This is a genomic window from Myroides oncorhynchi (assembly GCF_020905415.1).
GTDB classification, from domain to species: domain Bacteria; phylum Bacteroidota; class Bacteroidia; order Flavobacteriales; family Flavobacteriaceae; genus Flavobacterium; species Flavobacterium oncorhynchi_A.
Window position 1 is genome coordinate 3,411,224 of record NZ_JAJJMP010000001.1, and the last position, 19,941, is coordinate 3,431,164.

The following is a 19,941-nucleotide window of genomic DNA, read 5'->3' on the forward strand; positions in this document are numbered from 1 at the left end:
TTTTAATTATTATTTACGATTTCAAGTCCCATTTTAGATGCTTTACTTACCATAAACTCATAAGCAGCATCATATTCATTAGGGATGACTCCTTCTAAGATAGCTTCTTTGATAGCTTCTTTAATCATACCGATTTCACGACATGGTTTTAAATCATATAGCTCCATAATCTTCTCTCCTGTAATAGGAGGCTGGAAGTTGCGTACATGATCGCGTTCTTCCACTTCGACAATCTTATCTCTAACAACCTTAAAGTTATTGTGGTATTTCTTAAACTTAGTTGGGTTCTTAGTTGTAATATCAGCTTCACATAACGTCATTAGGTCTTCTACATGCTCACCTGCGTCAAAGACTAATCTGCGTACCGCAGAATCTGTAACTTCTTTCTGGGCTAAGACTATAGGTCTAGAACTCATAATAACCATCTGCTGGACGAACTTCATCTTTTGGTTTAATGGCATGTGTAATCTCATAAAGATCTTCTTTACCATTTTCCCTCCTAAGAATTCGTGCCCATGGAATGTCCATCCTTGCTTCTTAGAGAAGCGTTTAGTAGGTGCTTTACCGATATCGTGTAATAACGCAGACCATCTTAACCATAGGTCATCTGTATTCTCACAGATATTATCTACTACCTCTAGGGAGTGATAGAAGTTATTTTTATGGGTATGTCCTTCTATCTCTTCTACTTGATTAAGTGCTGTTAATTCAGGTAAAATTAAATCTAGTAATCCTGTTTTATATAGCAACAAAAAACCTTTAGATGGCTTTTTAGACATTAATATCTTATTTAACTCATCAACTATACGTTCTCCTGATATAATCTCTAATCTCTTGTGATTTGTTGTTATAGAATCAAGAGAATTCTGTTCTATCATAAAATCTAATTGAGAAGCGAAGCGAATAGCTCTCATCATACGCAGTGGATCGTCAGAATAAGTAATATCTGGATCAAGAGGAGTGCGAATAATTTTATTAGCTAAATCAGCAACTCCATTAAAAGGATCTACTAATTCTCCATAGGTCTCTTTCTTAAGAGATATCGCTAAGGCATTGATGGTAAAGTCACGTCTGTTTTGGTCGTCTTCTAAAGTGCCATCTTCTACTACAGGTTTTCTGCTTTCGAAGTGGTATGATTCTTTTCTTGCTCCAACAAACTCAATGTCAATGTCATCATAACGTAACATAGCCGTTCCGTAGTTTTTAAACACTTGTACTTTAGGTTTATTAGGAAGTAAGTCAGATACTTTAAGTGCTAATTCGATACCACTGCCTACAGCTACGATATCTATATCTTTCTTAGAATCTCTTTTAAGTAAAAAATCTCTTACAAATCCGCCAATTACATAGCTATCTACATTTAAACTCTCAGCTGCTTTAGAGATGTATTCAAATATAGGGTGTGTTATGGCTTCTTTATATATTGGGGTATCAGTCATAATATATTCAATAGGTGAGTGACTACTTTCTAATAATAGTTACTTGGCTATTTGCTTTTAATTTAATAATCGTCGAAGGAGTCGTTGGTTTAGTATCTTGTTGACGTAGATTCACTACATAGTCAACACCCTCTATAATCTCTTTGGTAATCTCACTAAAATTACGAGGTGTTGGATAACCACTAACGTTGGCAGAAGTAGATACTAAAGGTGACTTCATTTTCTCTATTAATCTAAAGCAGAATGGTTCCTCTGTAATACGTATGCCTAGAGAGTTGTCTTCAGAGATAATCTCCTTAGCGACATACTTAGGATTATCTAATATTAAAGTAGTTGGTTTTTCACTGCAATTTAGTAAATCCCACGTTACTTCAGGTGGTGAACTAAACACTTTGTGAAATAATCTTTCAGTTGTTAATACAATCATGCTTTTTGATTCAGCACGGTTCTTAAGGGCATATATCTTTTTGACTGCTTCAGGATTATTAGCATCACAGCCTATTCCCCATACAGTATCAGTAGGGTATAAGATAATACCACCATTTTTAATGACTTCGTATGCTTTAAAAACTTCTTGTTGGATATCTTCCATTATATTGTTATAAATAGTGTCGTTAAAATCAAGGGAGTAAAATTACTAAAAAAATAGGATAGTAAGAACTGATAGAAGTCATTAAAAATACAGAGTACGCCTAATTTGAAACAATTATAATATTTTTAAGAAATCAAGAGTTATTTTCCTTTAATTTTAAACCCTAAGTCTTAGTTATATATACTTCATCTAATAAGGTGATCCCTAGATACAAGACCTTTATTTTTAAACAGAGAATTAGATATAAGTACTTATCAAGCCTATTTTATCTTAATCATAAGCAAACAGAATATGAAAGAGTTTAATAAAGAAGAATTATTAGCCATGTATGCTAAGGTGTGTAAGAACACACTTATGGAAACATTAGAAATAGAATATATAGATGCGGGTCCAGACTTTTTAGTAGCGCGTATGCCTGTTAACCCTAGAGTACATCAGCCTATGGGGCTATTACATGGAGGGGCGTCTGTAGCACTAGCTGAAAGTTTGGGAAGTGGAGCATCATTAATGTTAATAGATCCTGCTAAACAAGAAATTAGAGGTATAGAGATCTCCGCTAACCACGTGAAAAGTAAACGTGCAGGATATGTTATCGGTACAGCCAGATTACTTCACAGAGGGCGTACACTACATTTATGGGAAATTAGAATCACAGATGAAAATGATGTGTTAGTCTCTATATGTAAGATTACAAACATAGTTATTGATAAATAATTAAAGTGATTTTGTTATTTTGGTCTTTTGTGATGAAGATGATGCAAATTTAAGAGTGCAATTCGTGGAGCAAAAACAAAGTAATAAACTCATAGAAGAACAAAATCACATAAAAGATGTATTTATTCAAGTGTTTAGTAAAACAGTACGGTGATAAAAAACCTTTTGCCGTTTATCGCAAACCTAATTCTAAGATAGTTGTAGGATTGTTTCAGAAGACATATACTCTTCACTCTGTTGAGACATTTGAGGAGCAAGGGTTTATTTTTGCACCATTTGCTGAAGGGATGCGATTCTATATACCATTAAGTGAATCTGCTATCCTAAAAGAAGAATTAAGTAAGGAAACTATTGCGTTAACGGATGTTATACTCGATTATAACAATATAGTAGCAAAGAAGGCTTTTGAAGATTTGGTTACAAGATGTGTCAACGCTATTAAAGAACATAAATTCGCAAAGGTAGTACCCTCTCGTAAAGAGAGTATTCCATTTGAAGTAGAAGATTTGAGCGGATTATTCAATAAATTATGCGATATTTATCCTACAGCCTTCTGTTCATTAGTATACCACCCAGAAATAGGCTTATGGATGGGGGCAACTCCTGAGACATTATTAGCTTTAAAAGGCAATGTATTAAAGACAATGGCATTAGCTGGTACACAAGTTAATCATGGACAAACTGAAGTAGAGTGGGGGACTAAAGAAAAAGAAGAACAACTTTTCGTTACAGACTTTATAACAGATACATTAAGACCATTCTCAGACCAAATAAGCACTTCAGAACCTTACTCTAAAAGAGCCGCAAAGGTGATGCATATTTGCACAGATATTACAGCATCTCTAAAACAAGTTAACCTTAAACCAATAGTTGAAGCACTTCATCCTACTCCGGCTGTTTGTGGGATGCCAAAAGATGTAGCTAGAGATTTTCTTATTGAGCAAGAAGGATATGATAGAGGATACTATGCTGGTTATTTAGGAGAGTTAAATTGCAATGTTGAAGCAGAAAATACGGAAGAAACAAATCTATTCGTAAATTTGCGTTGTATGAATATCGAAATAGATAAAGTGAATCTATATATCGGATGTGGAGTAACTATTGATAGTGATCCTACAAGCGAGTTTATAGAAACTGTCAATAAGTCTTCTACAATGAAGAAAGTACTAAGCGCTTCGCGTAATTAAGAATTGTAGTTTTTTTTGTGAAGTTATTGTTTGCCTTATAGGCAGTGATATGGATTGGTATTAAAACAATCTCTCTGATTGGATGTCGCAGACTTGTAATCCGTGACGTGTCCTAAACAATATTACAAAACAACAACATCACAAAAAATAGAATAACAAAAAACTAAAAAAATGAAATTAGATATATTAGCATTTGGAGCGCATCCTGATGATGTAGAATTAGGTTGTGGAGCAACGATAGCAAAAGAAGTCTCTTTAGGCAAACAAGTAGGTATAATAGACCTTACACAAGGAGAATTAGGAACAAGAGGGTCTGCCACCATTCGAAAAATAGAAGCAACTAATGCTGCTGAAGTATTAGGAGTGAATGTAAGAGAGAATCTAAAGTTTAGAGATGGATTCTTTGTTAATGATGAAGCGCACCAACTAGAGATTATTAAGATGATACGCAAATACCGTCCAGAGATAGTATTATGTAATGCGATAGACGATAGACATATCGACCATGGCAAAGGAAGTAAAGTAGTCTCTGATGCATGCTTTTTATCAGGTCTTAGGAAAATAGAAACTTCTATAGATGGAGTAAGTCAAGAGCCATGGAGGCCTAAAGTTGTTTATCATTATATACAGTGGAAAAATATAGAACCAGACTTTGTAGTAGATGTAACTGGATTTATGGATAAAAAGGTAGCCTCTGTAATGGCTTATAGTACACAGTTTTTTGATACAAATTCAAAAGAACCAAGTACACCGATTACCTCAAAAAACTTCTTAGATAGCATTACCTATCGCGCGCAGGATCTAGGAAGACTAATTAATAAAGATTTTGCTGAAGGTTTTACTGTTGAAAGGTATTTAGCAGTCAATACATTAGAAGATTTGATATGAAATTGTTATAAAAAAGTCTTTAAAAAGCTTGCAGGGTATAGAATAATCGCTAAATTTGCACTCGTTAAACAGAAACATGGTAGCTATAGCTCAGTTGGTTAGAGCGCTTGATTGTGGTTCCAGAGGTCGTGGGTTCGAATCCCATTAGTTACCCTACTATTACAGTGTTTAACATGGTAGCTATAGCTCAGCTGGTTAGAGCGCCGGATTGTGGTTCCGGAGGTCGTGGGTTCGAACCCCATTAGTTACCCTAAAATAAAAGTACTATTGTTATATGGTAGCTATAGCTCAGTTGGTTAGAGCGCTTGATTGTGGTTCCAGAGGTCGTGGGTTCGAATCCCATTAGTTACCCTAAGTACTTTTATTGAAATTAAATGGTAGCTATAGCTCAGCTGGTTAGAGCGCCGGATTGTGGTTCCGGAGGTCGTGGGTTCGAACCCCATTAGTTACCCTAAAAAAAAGGCATTCAATAATTTGAATGCCTTTTTTAGTTTTTAAATACTCAAGATTGTTTCTTTATTTAATTCAATAAAATTCCCTTTAGTATTAACTTCTATTTTTACTTTATCACAATTCAGTATATTGCGTTGTACTTCTTTAAGTTCCTCTATAGACATAGTGTTAATTTCTTTATCATTTACAGATAGTATTTTATCATCTATTTTTAGATTATTATTTTTAATAGATGGGCTATCCCAAACAAAAGAAATAACTAACTCGTTATTTTTTATTTTAGTTTTAATCCCAATATTCTCAAATGTAGAAGGGAAATCTTTATTATATGATTTAAAATAAAAGTCATTTTTATACAGAATTGTTCTATAATATACTAACCATCTAGACCCTAAATTACTAACATCATCTACATCTACTGTAGTTAAAAAACTAGGGATCTTATAATCTCCCAAACTCATTTCTAAAGGTGCCATATATGTTTTTCCGATACTTGGGCCAAACGCACTATAACTTATTATGCCTTCTCCAGTAAGAACTTTAGTAAAATGTTTTTTTGCATGAAGAGTATCAAATATATCTTCACTTAAATAAAAGAAATCATTATAACCTGTATCAAAGAATATTTCTTTTTCTTTTAAACCATTAAAGTAAGTCATGATTAGAGTAGGAGTACCCGTGTACTCTTTCTTTACTTTTACTTTATTAAATGTCTTTATCTCTTTTTTATCTAAACTATTAGAAAGAGTTATTCTCTTATTCTCAAGATCAAAGTCCCAACTACTTTTACTTATCATATTTCCACCGATAAGACCATCTACCCCAAGCGATTTAAATGCGTCCATATCACTTTGTACTGCTGTAAAATCCTTAAACTCTAAATTGCCTATTTTAATACTTGGAATACTTACATACTTAACTTTAGAAGTGTTTTGTGATGCATCTGTGATATCATCTTCAGATAAAAATTTGAAATTTCCTTTTACATTAAAGGTAATTGAAGTGGGAGCTCCTGTATCAACTATAAATTTATACTTTTCATTTTCGATAATTACATCTACATATATATGATCTTCTTTAAGTGTGTAGTTTAAACTCTCGTTATAAACACTAGGTACGATAGTTCCTTTTTTGAAAATCCCTCCTTGAGCAAATAAGTTAAAAGAAGATATTAGGATAGCTAGAGTGAGTAAGGTTGCCTTATTGTTAAATAACATATTTTATTTGTTTTTTTAAAGTTAATTTTATGATTTTGCAAAAATAGAATTATTAAATATAACTAATGTATCTGTTTAGTATACTTTTTATTAATAAAATTAAGAGGAGTGAATGTAAGTAATACTTGATTCTAATGCTTCTATTTTTAGTATTTTTGTTTTACAACAGATATATAAATCTAGATATGAAAGCATTATTAGTAGTAGACTTACAATATGATTTCTTACCAGGTGGAAGCTTAGCAGTAGCACATGGTGATGAGATTATTCCTATTATAAATAGAATCCAAAATCAATTTGATTTAGTTATCGCAACGCAAGACTGGCATCCTGCTAATCACAAAAGCTTTGCAAGTCAACATTCTAATCAGAATGTATTTGATTTAATAGACTTAAATGGCATCCCTCAGGTGCTATGGCCAGACCATTGTGTTCAAGGCTCTAAAGGTGCCGAGTTTACTTCTGAATGGAATAGTAATAAGGTAGCAGCAGTCTTTAGAAAGGGAATGAATGTAGAGGTAGATTCATATAGCGGTTTCTATGATAATGATCAAAAGAACAGCACAGGGCTATTAGGGTACCTTAAGGACAAAGATATAACAGAAGTATATGTCTGTGGGTTAGCGGCAGAGTTCTGCGTCTATTTTAGCGCTAAAGACGCAAATCAAGCAGCTATCAAAACCTATTTTCTTGACTTTGCGACAAAACCAATAAGTGCAGAAGGATTACTACAAGCTAAAAAAGAAATGGTACAGATGGGGATTACCATTTTAAATAAAGAAATAGAAGTAGACTTCAACAACTAGAACTATCAAAATAAGAATGAAAAAATACGGAAAACACAATTTTTTTAAACATACTTATTGTGAGTGGCAACAAATACCTGAGTCGTTTATCGAAGGTCGAAAACCTGATTATAAAAGTAAAACAGGGAGTATGTATTACTACGATGAAAAAGGGGTAGCTAGATATGCAAATCACTGGGGTAGAGCAGCAAACTGTAGATGGAAGATAACTTCTAATGAATACAAAAACAGCATATATACATTAGCATATGCGACCTGGGATAGTTTCTTTCCTAATGATGAAGAAAAACCTTTATATGTGATTATTGTAAATCTAGAAGAAAAATATGTGACTTTTAAACATAAAGGTTGTCTTAATACCACAGACCATATATTTAGAAATGCCTCTGAGACTTCTAAAAGAATAACGAAGATTAAAGAGATATTAGAAACAGATGGATGGTATAAATATCTAGATTTTATTAATATTGAAGAAGCTAGAACATTCTTAGTTAATAATTTAATTAATTCTAATTTAGAATTAATTAAATTGAAGCAAGAATTACTGAGAAAACGATAAAAATATTGTTTATTTTAGTTAATTTAGCTTTTGTTAAAAACAAATAATAATTAGTCTAGTAAAAATTAAAAACAAAACAGTAAAAATTATGAAAAAGATTACTTTATTGGCAGCATTGTTAGTAGGAGGTTTAGTAACTGCTAACGCACAAGTAAATGTAGAAACTCCTAAATTATCTGCAAAAGTAGGTGATACTCCTATCAAAAAAGGAAACTGGATAGTAGGAGGAGCTTTAGGATCTACAGGTTATAGTTTCGAAGAAGAAAGCTTTAATATTAATGTTACTCCTAGAGCAGGATACTTTATTTCAGATGGTTTTGCAGTAGGTCTTGAAGTTGGAGCAGGTCTTCAAACTGTTAAACATGGTGATAATGTATGGAGTTATAAAGTTATGCCTTTCGCACGTTACTACTTCCCAGAAGGAGCTAGTGCTACTGGTAGATTCTTTGGACAAGGAGCTTTAGGGCTTTCAGGAGCTGAAGTAGGTGGTAAAAGTGATACATCTTTTGCTTTTAACATAAATGCAGGGTATTCTCATTTTGTATCTCGTAATGTAGCTTTAGAAGCTATAGTAGGATACAATTATAGTAAATCTAATGTAGCTAGTGCATCAGCACATAATGGATTAGGATTATCTTTAGGATTCCAAATCTTCTTAGGAAAGAACTAAGACTTTAAATTTAATTATATAAAAAAGCGAGAGACTTTAATTAGTCTCTCGCTTTTTTTGTTATCTCTTAGAAAGATATATTATAACTTTCTTCTTTTTAATTCTGTTTCTATAAGATCTAGTTCTCTATTAGTCTGACCAGCTACAGAAGTGTTTTCTTCAGCTCTTCTAATTAAATAAGGAATTACATCACGTACAGGTCCAAAAGGCAAATATTTAGCTACGTTGTATTTTTCTTTAGCAAGATTAAAACTAATATTATCACTCATCCCATATAATTGTCCGAAGTACAATCTGCGGTCATTATGTGCTATATTGTGTTTCTCTAATAAATCCATGATTAGGTAAGAGCTCTTTTCATTATGAGTTCCAGCGAATAATCCCATCGTATCTAAATGGTCCAACATATAGCTAACACCTGCATCATAATTTACATCAGTAGCAGCCTTATCCACACAGATAGGAGACTTATATCCTTTCTCTGTAGCACGTTCACGTTCTACTTCCATATATGCACCACGCACAACTTTCATTCCTACATGGAATCCTTCAGCTACAGCGATAGCGTGTAAATCTTTTAAATACTGTAATCTATCCCAACGATACATTTGAGCTGTATTGTAGATCAATGCTTTCTCTTTGTTGTATTTGCGCATCATATCTAATACAATATCATCTGCTGCATCCTGCATCCAACTGTGTTCTGCATCTACAAGCAACAATACATCGTGATCATACGCAAACTTACAAGCTACATTAAAACGATAAACAATGCGTTCCCACTCTTTTTCTTCTTCAGCTGTGAAAGTTGCTTTTTCTCCTTTTTTAACAAACATGTCAAATCTTCCGAATCCTGTAGGTTTAAATACTGCAAAAGGAATAGAATCTGGACGTTGTTTAGCGTATTCGATAGTCTTTAAAGTCATATTTAAAGCAGCATCAAATTGCTTCTCTGTTTCTTTACCTTCTACAGAATAATCTAGAACAGATGCTACACCACCTTTAGCATACATATTATCTACTACAGATAGACAGTCTTCTTCGCTAATACCACCACAAAAGTGATCAAAGACAGTAGCGCGGATTAAACCTGTTACAGGTAAGTGAGTTTTGATTGCAAAGTTTGCAAGAGAAGAACCTAGTTTTACTAAAGTAGGCTTGCTAATCATTTTAAATAAAAAATGAGCTCTTTTTAATTCTTTATTATTCTTAAGAGCAAAAGCTACCTCAGTATTATTAAATAAATTTTTCATTATAAAAGTAAATTCGTTAGGCAAATATAAATACTCTTTTAATAATATTTTAATAGTTTTAGGTATTTATGGTCTTATTTTAAAAATATAGTTTTTTTAGAAAATCAACTGATTATCCTTTACCAAAATAAGCCTAGAGGAATGATACTTCTGCTATAATAATTAAAATATTGACATATTAGTTTTTAAAGAAAGAAACTATTTATTTAAAAGGACTGCTGATTTAAATAATGAGAGCCTTATTAGTCCATTTTATCTTTAAAGGCATAAATCTGTGCTCTTGAATTAATGTTTAGTTTGACATAAATCTTGCTAATATGATATTTACATGTATTGACTGATATAAATAATTCATCTGCAATCTCTTTATTTGTAGCACCCTCCCACAGTAAACCTAAAACATCTAATTCTCTTTCTGTTAGGCTATATTTATCCTTGACATAAGAGATTTGTTCCTGATCACTAATAACGTTTTTTAGGGCAATTTCTTCATTAGCTTTAGAAGCATTTAGACTCTTCTCATGTTCTAATTGTTTATGGTAATCTTTAACCATATACATATATTGATATAAATACTTTTTATAGATAGAGTTGCGTTCATTTATTTTTTTTACTTCTAACATTGTAGTACAGCTAGATACTATCAGAATAGGAATTCCCATTAATCTCAAAGTAGGCCAAACAATAAATAACTCATATAATTTATCATTAACTGAAGGAGCTAAAATAATCGTAGATGTAGCAATGCATATTATTAAGAAAGAAATGTAATTCTTATAACTATACTTATGGTTTAAGATAAAGAATAAATATAATGCTAAAATAATAAGTAGAGTAGTTATCGGATGGATGACACTATTCCCATTTCTTGGAATAATAAACAAATTAGAAAGAAGCTCAATAGAAATTAACGCAAATAAAACTATAATTCCTGTTTTATAAAACTGTTGCTTATGTTTAAATCGAAGAAAAGGATAGGGCTGCAAGATCAATAATACTAAAGAAGTACCTATATTCCAGGCTACTAAATATCCAATAGTAGCATGATGATCAGGGAGGTAAAAATAAATAATATCCTTAATCAAAAAGCTTAGGAAGATGCTCAACTGCAACAATAGGTTGAACCCTAGTTTCTTATACTTAAAGATAATATATAAGGTTAATAAAGTAATAATAGACAGAAAAGAAATACCATAATATAATCCAATAATGATGTATTTAGGTGTATCGTTTTCAAAAAAAGGGAACTGATTAAGTAATGGTGGTGGAAACATATATTATTTATACCTATCCAGTATTTATTATAAAAACTGGATAATAATTTATAATTATAGCAATACTATCATAAGGCATTTATACGTATTGATGCTACAAAAATAATTAAAATATTAGTCTAGTACTCTATTTATAGGCCATGTTTATACGTTAAAAAGACTAGGCTGAAGAATTGTTTTAAGTACAATTACTTAATTAATAGTTTGTTATATCTATATTGAGGTCTTATAAATATTTATTATTTTCTTTTGAAAAGTACCATTACAAAGTAATTTTATTAAAAAAACATGGTTTTAATAGACCTAGAATAGAATTTTAACACGAAATATAGGGTAGTTAAATAATAAAAAAGCACCTGATGATGATAGCTTTGAATTAGCAATAAAAATCTCCTTTTGTTCTAAAACGTTAGTTTTATATCTATTTACAACTTTAGTTTTTTTATTAATTAGTTCACTATGAGAACTTTGAAATGTTAATATATAAGTTAAAACAGGGCAAATCACAGGTTGTTAAAAAATTAACAAACAAGCGTTTTTTAGTAATTTCAAAGACTGTCTCACCCCAGTAATAGCAAGGCTTTGCGGAAGGTTGTTTTAGCGTTTTTCTGAAGTTGTTTGCAAAGTGTTTGGAAAAAGGGGGTGTTTTCCGAACACCTTCCGAACAAAACACAACTGAGAGCGAATGAATACTCGATTTATGGCGAATTCATAGTGTTAAAAATTTAAATTGAGATTTTGAAAGCTGTGATTTGTACTTTCTTTCCTGAGAAATGTACTAGACTTTATTTAGAAGAATATTCGCAATTCTAGCGCATTGATTTTAAAGCCCTTACTATAGGCAAAGGTAATAAAATTATACAGGTACGGGATAGGGTGTAGGAGATTTTTGATTTTATTACTAATTGGTATTTAATTGTCTGTGCATAATTGTTTTTTTGTGTTTTTAGTTAAAATTACAAAAGGTTTAGAATATTATAAATAGGATGATTTTTAGACTATCTTAATAATTATAGATTATGAAAAAGCAATTACTATTATATTTTTGGGTTATACTTTTTTTTACCTCTTGTTCATCAAAATATGTGGCAGTAGTTAGTCCTGAGACTAAGATGGAATTTGGAATAATGCTTAAAGCGCCATCTAAAGGGATGTTCTTTGTAGAAAATGAGAAAGTAGGTGGGCCAAATGTTGAGTACACTAATACGGCTAATTCCCTTTATAATAAATATGGACCTGCTACTGATCAGATGTTTGTAGGTAGAACTAATGCTAGGCAGCTAAAGTTTATGGTGGAGGATAAGACTTATTTAGTAGATATTACTAAGTTTAAAAAGAGAACAGCAATGGTAATATTTGACGGAAAGAACGAGCCAATTATTACGTTTAATGTAAAGAAATATAGATCACTAGCTAAGAAATACTTTAGGAAGGCAGAGGGGAATCGTTTCTTTTAGTTTATAACGAAAATTATGAAAAAGATACTATACATGCTAGTTTTGGGAGGCTTAATGTCTTGTCACAAAGAAAAGGAAACTGTTCTAAAAGAAGATATTCAATTCTTAAAAATAGAAAACGGCCTTATCGAATCTACTTATTATGAAACAGTTGAGAACATACCGCCGATAGATGGCTTTATACCTAATGATAGCACAGCTGTTAGGATAGCGGAGACAATGTTGTATAAAGTATATGGTGAGAATAATATTGTCAGACAAAGACCTTATAATATTGCATTAAAACAAGATTCCATATGGTGCATACAAGGAAATTTACCTGAAGGATGGGAAGGGGGAGTGTTTTATATTGAATTGAATAAGAATAATGGAAAAGTTGAAAAAATGTTTCATGATAAGTAGATATATTTTGAGGAAGTGAATTGCAATATATAATTCCCATAAACCATATCATGTTCTGTTGGCACGCAACGGTAGGGGCGTATTACTATACACCCACCTAAAATATTGTTAGGTGTTTTCTTGTGATAATAATGTATAGTCTTATATCTTCTCCTGAAATAGAGTAGTAGTTATCAATATTCTAAATAACATATAAAAAAACAATTATACCTCTTAGTTTAAAGCTATAGATTAATAGAATATCATTTGATGTGTTCTCATTTTCAATTTATTCGTTAAAAAAGCTTTATTAGATGGTTATTTCAATTATTTATACTTTATTTTGTAGTAAACAAATGATTACAAAATGGAGAACATAACAACAGAGAATTACGATATTTTATTTGGACAGGAAGCGTATGAACAACTAGGTTCATATTTAAATAGCAATGGCTATAGTAAGCTTTTTATCTTGACGGATTCTAATTGTTATGAGCATTGTTTACCCTATTTTCTAAGTAATCTGCCTACAGAAGTACCTTTCGAAATCATAGAAGTGGAAGCTGGTGAGGAGAATAAGGTATTAGAGACTTGTGCTGGAGTGATACAGACTATGTTAGAATTAGGTGGAGATCGCAAGAGTATGATTATCACTGTAGGAGGGGGGGTGATCACGGATATGGGAGGCTTTATTGCATCTGTATTTATGCGTGGTATTGACTTTATTAATATCCCTACTTCTTTATTAGCGATGGTAGATGCCTCTGTAGGAGGAAAAACAGGTGTAGACTTAAATGGAGTGAAGAACTGTATTGGTTCATTCGCAATGCCTAAGATGCTTATCATCGATGTTAATTACCTAGAAACTTTAGAGGCAAGACAAATTAAAGCTGGATATGCAGAAATGCTTAAACACGGCTTAATATTTGATGATAAATATTATACATATCTTAAGGATATTGCTAACGTTGATTTTAATGATTTAGAGACGTTAATCTATCATTCTGTAACGATAAAGAATGATGTGGTCACACAAGATCCTAAAGAGCACGGACTGCGTAAGATACTAAATTTCGGACATACGATAGGGCATGCTGTAGAGAGTTACTTCTTAATGCATACAGAGAAGGAGGCCTTACTACACGGTGAGGCTGTAGCGTTAGGGATGGTAGCGGAGGCTTATATTTCTATGGAATTAGCTCAACTTACGGAAGCAGATTTTTTGGATATAAAAGAGACTATTCACACTATATATGGTGTAGTGCAGATGACAGAAGAAGACATAGTAGGAGCATTAGAATGGCTTAAGTTTGATAAAAAGAACTACAACGGTAATATCCGTTGTGTGTTATTAGATAAAATAGGGACTTCAGTCTATGACATTGAGGTTGACAAGGAGTTGATAGTAAAAGGGTTAGAGGCCTATTTGAATTAAGGTTTAAAAACAAACACTTTTTACTATTTCATTGTATTAATTTGTTACATTTGCGCTCGTGAAAATAGATGTTTTATATATTAAATTCTGTGTGTCTTCAAGGCACAAGGTGAGGCGTTTTGTCGTTAGACAAAAGGCTAATTATGTATATGGCATTATCAAGTATTCTAAGGAGGCTATTAATTCATTTAGATTCAGGGATAAGTTGCCAATAGTTTTTGCCAATATTCGAGTTTGAAAATCAGTTTATATAGATTCATTTACAGTTGTTAGCAACTAAATGAATTTAATTGAGAAAGAATTTTTTTAACCTTTATTAAAAAGAAAAGACATGAACACAAAATATGTTGACTTAATCAACCAAACTTTTTACTTTCCACAAGAAGAATTCAAATTAAATAAAGATACTCTTCAGTTTCACAATATCGATTTAGTGGGACTTGTTGAGAAATATGGTACTCCATTAAAATTCACATACTTACCTAAGATTTCTGAAAACATTAGCAATGTAAAGACGATGTTCAGAAAAGCAATGGATAAGAATAAATACAAAGCAAATTATTACTACTGCTATTGCACTAAGAGTTCTCACTTCTCTTACGTTCTAAACGAAGCATTTAAGAATGATATTCACGTAGAGACATCTTCTGCTTTTGACGTAAACATCGTAGAGAATTTATTAGAAACAGGTAAGATAAACAAAGATACTTTCGTATTGTGTAACGGATTTAAACGTGCTCAATACATTGATAATATTGCTAATCTAATCAATAATAAACACGAGAAGACTATTCCTATTATTGATAACTACGAAGAATTAGATTTACTACAAGAACAAATCAATAAGAAGTTTAAGATCGGTATTCGTATTGCTTCTGAGGAGTCTCCTAAGTTTGAGTTCTATACTTCTAGGTTAGGAATTGGATATAAAAGTATCTTGCCATTCTATAGAAAACAAATTGCTGAGAACCCTAAAGTAGAGCTTAAGATGCTTCACTTCTTCATTAACACAGGAATCAGAGATACTGCCTACTACTGGAATGAATTAGTAAAATGTTTGAAAGTTTATATCACTTTAAAGAAAGAGTGTCCTACATTAGATAGTTTAAATATCGGTGGTGGGTTCCCTATTAAAGATTCATTGGCTTTTGACTTTGATTACCAATATATGGTAGATGAGATTATTCACCAAATCCAATTGGTATGTGAGGAAGCTGATGTAGATGTACCTAACATCTTTACAGAATTCGGATCTTACACGGTAGGAGAGAGTGGAGGAGCTATCTATGAGATATTATACCAAAAACAACAGAATGATAGAGAGAAGTGGAATATGATCGATTCATCATTCATTACTACTCTTCCTGATTCATGGGCTATTAATAAGCGTTTTATTATGCTTCCTATTAATAGATGGAATGATCCTTATGAGCGTATCTTATTAGGAGGATTGACATGTGATAGTGATGATTATTATAATTCAGAACAAAACTTAAACGCAATCTACTTGCCTAAGTATAATAAAGAAAAACCGTTGTATATTGGCTTTTTCAATACAGGGGCTTATCAAGATCAAATAGGTGGATTCGGTGGTATACACCACTGCTTGATTCCTCAGCCTAAACACATCTTAATTGATAAAGATGAGAATGGTATTATGGCAACAGAGTTATTCTCAGAACAACAAACTGCGGAACAAGTATTAAATATCTTAGGATATAATAAATAGAATATAAAGAAAGAATATTAATATAAAAGAATAAATAAAATGAGTAAAGGACCAATTAGTCAGTTTATTGAGCATAACTATAGACACTTTAACGCTGCTGCGTTAGTGGATGCTGCAAAAGGATATGAAGCACACTTAGACGCTGGAGGAAAAATGTTAATCTCTATGGGTGGTGCGATGAGTACTGCTGAGTTAGGAATTTCTTTGGCAGAGATGATTCGTCAAGATAAAGTACAAATCATTTCATGTACTGGAGCTAACTTAGAAGAGGACGTGATGAACTTGGTTGCTCACTCTCACTACAAAAGAGTTCCAAATTATAGAGATTTGACTCCAGAGCAAGAGAGAGAGTTATTAGATAATCACTATAATCGTGTAACTGATACTTGTATTCCAGAAGAAGAGGCTTTCCGTCGTTTACAAAAACACTTAGAAGATGTATGGCATGCTGCTGAAGCTGAAGGAAAACGTTATTTTCCACACGAATTTTTATACCAATTAGTGAACTCAGGTGTATTAAAACAATACTATGAGATCGATCCTAAAGATTCTTGGATTATCGCTGCAGCTGAAAAAAACATTCCAATCGTATGTCCAGGATGGGAAGATTCTACATGTGGTAACATCTTTACATCTAACGTAATCAAAGGAAAACTTAATGTACACACTGTAAAAACAGGTATTGAGTACATGATATACTTAACAGAGTGGTATAGAGCAAACTCAGGTGGACACGGAGTAGGATTCTTCCAAATCGGAGGAGGTATCTCTGGAGATTTCCCTATCTGTGTAGTACCAATGATGTACCAAGACTTAGAGTGGGAAGATGTGCCTTTCTGGTCATACTTCTGCCAAATCTCTGATTCTACTACATCTTATGGATCATACTCTGGAGCAGTTCCTAACGAAAAAATTACTTGGGGTAAACTAGATATCGACACACCTAAATTTATAGTTGAGTCAGATGCTACGATAGTTGCACCATTAATTTTTGCTTATATTCTTGGTAATTAATTTTTAATTTTTTGGGAGTAAATAAATGTAATTTTTTATTTGTAGTTTACAATTTACCTATTACATTTGAAACTGAAATAAAGCAAGAACAAAGAATGAAGAGAGTAATTGTTGATTATGCAAAGTTAACGAACGAAATTTTGACACTATTGGTCGAGAAATTTCCTGACGGGTATGATGATGCAGATATTATTCGTTTTAAAAACGTAAAGAATGAAACTGTGGAAGCAGTGGAGGTAAGAACTGAGGATACTATATACCTGGTAAAAGTAAGTACTAAGCTAGCAGATAGAATAGAGAACTACGATGAAGATGAAGAAGACTTCACTGAAGCTCCTGAAGATTCATTAGATGCTTTAAAAGACTTAGAAATTGCAGACGATGAAGATTAACAAAATAATCTAAATATAAGAAAGCCACTCTTTATAAGGGTGGCTTTTTTATTGATAATATACAATGCTAAGTGATAAGTTGTGCCTAAGAGAACAGATTATTCTTAAGTGATGGCTACTGGTTATTTAATTTAGGCTATTCTTGCTTAAAGAGTATGAACTTCTATAATTTTCAATATATTTGCAATCGATAAAAATTCACAATACATTTTAAAAATATGAAAGCAGGTATAGTAGGATTGCCAAATGTGGGTAAATCAACATTATTCAATTGTTTATCTAATGCAAAGGCACAGAGTGCTAACTTCCCATTTTGTACAATAGAACCAAACATTGGGGTTGTGAATGTACCAGATCCACGTTTATTAAAATTAGAGGAGTTAGTAGTACCAGAGCGTGTATTACCAGCTACTGTAGAGATAGTAGATATCGCTGGATTAGTAAAAGGAGCAAGTAAAGGAGAAGGTTTAGGAAACCAATTCTTAGGAAATATTAGAGAGTGTAATGCTATTATCCACGTAGTTCGTTGTTTTGATAACGACAATATTATTCACGTAGATGGTAATGTTAACCCTATCAGAGATAAAGAAACTATCGATATCGAGTTACAGTTAAAAGATCTTGATACAGTAGAGAAAAGATTAGAGAAAGTAAAGAAAGCTGCTAAAACTGGAAATAAAGAGGCTCAAGTAGAGGCTGACTTATTAGAGAGAATTAGAACTACTTTATTGCAAGGTAAATCTGCACGTATAGTAGAAGCTAAAAACGCAGATGAAGAGGCTTTAATCGAGGAATTCCAATTAATCACTACTAAACCTGTATTATACGTGTGTAACGTAGATGAAGGTGCAGCTGTAGGAGGAAATGCTTATGTAGAGCAAATCAAAGAATTAGTAAAAGATGAGAATGCTGAAGTAATCGTACTAGCTGTAGGAACTGAAGCTGACATTATGGAACTAGAAACTTTCGAAGAGCGTCAAATGTTCTTAGAAGATTTAGGGTTAGATGAGCCAGGAGTTTCTAAATTGATTCGTTCTGCTTATACGCTATTAGATCTTCAAACTTACTTCACTGCAGGAGTAAAAGAAGTTAGAGCTTGGACTATCAAAGTTGGTGATACAGCACCTCAAGCTGCAGGTGTAATCCACAGTGATTTCGAGAAAGGATTTATTCGTGCTGAAGTAATCGGTTATGAGGACTATGTTACTTATGGTTCAGAATCTAAAGTAAAAGAAGCTGGTAAACTTAGAGTAGAAGGAAAAGAATACATTGTAAAAGATGGTGATGTAATGCATTTCCGTTTTAACGTTTAATCTATACAATAGAAAAGACAAAAGAGAAGCCTATTTGCTTCTCTTTTTTTTTGCTAATATTTTTAGTAAAACTAAATTAGGAATTGTTAAAATTTTATTGAATTTTGTATACGTATTATAAGTAGTGGACTAATAAGAGGTTTTCCTTTATAATCAAGACATTAGTATCTAAGGATACTAATGAGTAATCGCAAGTATTATTTTAATTCTTAAAGTATTTTAGTTTAGCTATGCAAAATAGTAGTGTAAAAAAATTAATCTTATTATTTAAACAATCCGTATTTGATTTCTTAGATGACAATGCTATGAAGTTTAGTGCAGCACTATCTTATTACACGATATTTGCTTTACCTCCTTTAATGTTACTTATTATCTCAGCTAGTGGCTTTATATTTTTTGAAGAGAAAGAGGTATCTAATTTTTTCTATGATCAATTAAGAGATATGGTAGGCCCTAATACTACTATAGAGATTCAGACAGCTATGGAGAACGTACAGTTTAACAAGAAAAGTGGTTATATTACTACTATCATAGGTATAGGTATTTTGCTGTTTAGTGCTTCTGGAGTCTTCGCAGAGATACAGAGTTCTATTAATTATATATGGGGTTTAGCTGCTAAACCAGATAAGAGTATTGTGAGGTTAATTAAGAATCGATTACTTTCTTTTGCAATGATAGGATCAGTAGGATTTGTCTTGCTAGTCAGTTTGATGATTAACTCCATTGTTAGTTTACTTTACACCTATTTAGGAAACTTCTTTGCTGAAGATACAATCATACTTGTCAAATTACTTAATAATCTTGTCGTATTCTTAATTATAACTATTCTATTTGTCTTAATTTTCAAAACATTACCAAATGGTAAGTTGTTGTGGAAAGATGCTTTTGTAGGAGCGGGATTTACTTCAGTTTTGTTTATGATAGGAAAATTTGGGATAGGTTGGTATCTTGGTAATACAGCCTCATCCTCTTTATATGGAGCAGCTGGTTCTGTGACGGTTATGTTAATTTGGGTTTACTATTCTGCTATGATTCTCTATTTTGGTGCAGAGTTTACTAAAAATTACGCAAGCTTATATGGTAGAAGAATACTTCCAGGTCCTTATTCTATTGAGATAGAAAAGAATGTGATTAAAAAGAGAGAAGAACAATAAACCTTTAAAACTGT

At 32.3% G+C, this 19,941-nt stretch carries 18 protein-coding genes, 4 tRNA genes and 1 pseudogene; 18 read left to right on the plus strand and 5 right to left on the minus strand.

Going from position 1 to position 19,941, the window contains the following annotated elements:
• Positions 1 to 2: 2 nt before the first annotated feature.
• Positions 3 to 1,439 (minus strand): CCA tRNA nucleotidyltransferase, encoded by a 1,437-nt coding sequence (locus LNQ81_RS14745; RefSeq protein WP_229948021.1) that lies wholly within the window; start codon positions 1,437 to 1,439, stop codon positions 3 to 5.
• Between the two features lie 22 nt (positions 1,440 to 1,461).
• Positions 1,462 to 2,031, minus strand: a complete 570-nt coding sequence (locus LNQ81_RS14750) for an L-threonylcarbamoyladenylate synthase (protein WP_229948023.1) — start codon at positions 2,029 to 2,031, stop codon at positions 1,462 to 1,464.
• 291 nt (positions 2,032 to 2,322) lie between these two features.
• Here LNQ81_RS14750 and LNQ81_RS14755 point away from each other — a divergent pair, with 291 nt between their 5' ends.
• The 7 genes from LNQ81_RS14755 (at position 2,323) to LNQ81_RS14785 (ending at position 5,271) form a co-directional block, all read left to right on the plus strand.
• On the plus strand, positions 2,323 to 2,745 hold the full coding sequence (locus tag LNQ81_RS14755) for a PaaI family thioesterase (protein WP_229948024.1): 423 nt from the start codon (positions 2,323 to 2,325) through the stop codon (positions 2,743 to 2,745).
• 116 nt (positions 2,746 to 2,861) lie between these two features.
• Positions 2,862 to 3,932 (plus strand): chorismate-binding protein, encoded by a 1,071-nt coding sequence (locus tag LNQ81_RS14760; protein ID WP_229948025.1) that lies wholly within the window; start codon positions 2,862 to 2,864, stop codon positions 3,930 to 3,932.
• Between the two features lie 171 nt (positions 3,933 to 4,103).
• Entirely contained in the window at positions 4,104 to 4,820 is a 717-nt protein-coding gene (bshB1, locus tag LNQ81_RS14765; protein ID WP_229948027.1) for a bacillithiol biosynthesis deacetylase BshB1, read from the plus strand.
• A gap of 79 nt (positions 4,821 to 4,899) precedes the next feature.
• A tRNA-His gene (locus LNQ81_RS14770) sits at positions 4,900 to 4,973 on the plus strand.
• A 23-nt stretch (positions 4,974 to 4,996) separates the two neighbouring features.
• A tRNA-His gene (locus LNQ81_RS14775) sits at positions 4,997 to 5,070 on the plus strand.
• A 27-nt stretch (positions 5,071 to 5,097) separates the two neighbouring features.
• Positions 5,098 to 5,171: transfer RNA gene (locus LNQ81_RS14780), tRNA-His, on the plus strand.
• Positions 5,172 to 5,197: 26 nt separating this feature from the next.
• Positions 5,198 to 5,271, plus strand: a tRNA-His gene (locus LNQ81_RS14785).
• Between the two features lie 43 nt (positions 5,272 to 5,314).
• On the opposite strand, the gene LNQ81_RS14790 is transcribed toward LNQ81_RS14785, so the two are convergent.
• The gene (locus LNQ81_RS14790) at positions 5,315 to 6,490 is read right to left on the minus strand and encodes an aspartyl protease family protein (protein ID WP_229948029.1); all 1,176 of its coding nucleotides are present in this window, start codon (positions 6,488 to 6,490) and stop codon (positions 5,315 to 5,317) included.
• A gap of 185 nt (positions 6,491 to 6,675) precedes the next feature.
• On the opposite strand from LNQ81_RS14790, the gene pncA reads away from it, so the two are divergent.
• The 3 genes from pncA (at position 6,676) to LNQ81_RS14805 (ending at position 8,525) form a co-directional block, all read left to right on the plus strand.
• The gene (gene pncA, locus LNQ81_RS14795; RefSeq protein ID WP_229948030.1) at positions 6,676 to 7,296 is read left to right on the plus strand and encodes a bifunctional nicotinamidase/pyrazinamidase; all 621 of its coding nucleotides are present in this window, start codon (positions 6,676 to 6,678) and stop codon (positions 7,294 to 7,296) included.
• Between the two features lie 16 nt (positions 7,297 to 7,312).
• A complete protein-coding gene (locus LNQ81_RS14800; protein ID WP_229948032.1) occupies positions 7,313 to 7,855 on the plus strand; it encodes a hypothetical protein in 543 nt (180 codons plus the stop codon).
• Between the two features lie 88 nt (positions 7,856 to 7,943).
• Positions 7,944 to 8,525: a hypothetical protein gene (locus tag LNQ81_RS14805; RefSeq protein WP_229948034.1), complete on the plus strand. Its 582-nt coding sequence runs from the start codon at positions 7,944 to 7,946 to the stop codon at positions 8,523 to 8,525.
• 80 nt (positions 8,526 to 8,605) lie between these two features.
• Here LNQ81_RS14805 and LNQ81_RS14810 read toward each other — a convergent pair whose 3' ends face one another.
• On the minus strand, positions 8,606 to 9,778 hold the full coding sequence (locus tag LNQ81_RS14810; RefSeq protein ID WP_229948038.1) for a proline dehydrogenase family protein: 1,173 nt from the start codon (positions 9,776 to 9,778) through the stop codon (positions 8,606 to 8,608).
• 242 nt (positions 9,779 to 10,020) lie between these two features.
• The gene (locus LNQ81_RS14815; protein ID WP_229948040.1) at positions 10,021 to 11,052 is read right to left on the minus strand and encodes a response regulator transcription factor; all 1,032 of its coding nucleotides are present in this window, start codon (positions 11,050 to 11,052) and stop codon (positions 10,021 to 10,023) included.
• A 1,019-nt stretch (positions 11,053 to 12,071) separates the two neighbouring features.
• On the opposite strand from LNQ81_RS14815, the gene LNQ81_RS14820 reads away from it, so the two are divergent.
• The 8 genes and pseudogenes from LNQ81_RS14820 to LNQ81_RS14855 all read left to right on the plus strand — a co-directional run bounded on the left by LNQ81_RS14820 (position 12,072) and on the right by LNQ81_RS14855 (position 19,927).
• Positions 12,072 to 12,509 (plus strand): hypothetical protein, encoded by a 438-nt coding sequence (locus LNQ81_RS14820; RefSeq protein ID WP_229948041.1) that lies wholly within the window; start codon positions 12,072 to 12,074, stop codon positions 12,507 to 12,509.
• A gap of 15 nt (positions 12,510 to 12,524) precedes the next feature.
• Positions 12,525 to 12,911 (plus strand): YbbC/YhhH family protein, encoded by a 387-nt coding sequence (locus tag LNQ81_RS14825; RefSeq protein ID WP_229948042.1) that lies wholly within the window; start codon positions 12,525 to 12,527, stop codon positions 12,909 to 12,911.
• Positions 12,912 to 13,257: 346 nt separating this feature from the next.
• Complete coding sequence (aroB, locus tag LNQ81_RS14830) at positions 13,258 to 14,325, plus strand: 3-dehydroquinate synthase (RefSeq protein WP_229948044.1); 1,068 nt, start codon at positions 13,258 to 13,260, stop codon at positions 14,323 to 14,325.
• Positions 14,326 to 14,656: 331 nt separating this feature from the next.
• Entirely contained in the window at positions 14,657 to 16,054 is a 1,398-nt protein-coding gene (locus tag LNQ81_RS14835) for a type III PLP-dependent enzyme domain-containing protein (RefSeq protein ID WP_121966601.1), read from the plus strand.
• 39 nt (positions 16,055 to 16,093) lie between these two features.
• Positions 16,094 to 17,068 carry a deoxyhypusine synthase family protein gene (locus LNQ81_RS14840; protein WP_229948045.1) on the plus strand — a complete coding sequence of 325 codons (975 nt, stop codon included), beginning with the start codon at positions 16,094 to 16,096 and terminating at the stop codon, positions 17,066 to 17,068.
• Between the two features lie 95 nt (positions 17,069 to 17,163).
• A pseudogene (locus tag LNQ81_RS14845) lies at positions 17,164 to 17,457 on the plus strand (hypothetical protein); the annotation flags it as partial.
• A 221-nt stretch (positions 17,458 to 17,678) separates the two neighbouring features.
• The gene (gene ychF / locus LNQ81_RS14850) at positions 17,679 to 18,773 is read left to right on the plus strand and encodes a redox-regulated ATPase YchF (RefSeq protein ID WP_229948047.1); all 1,095 of its coding nucleotides are present in this window, start codon (positions 17,679 to 17,681) and stop codon (positions 18,771 to 18,773) included.
• A 230-nt stretch (positions 18,774 to 19,003) separates the two neighbouring features.
• Entirely contained in the window at positions 19,004 to 19,927 is a 924-nt protein-coding gene (locus tag LNQ81_RS14855; protein WP_229948048.1) for a YihY/virulence factor BrkB family protein, read from the plus strand.
• Positions 19,928 to 19,941 lie beyond the last annotated feature (14 nt).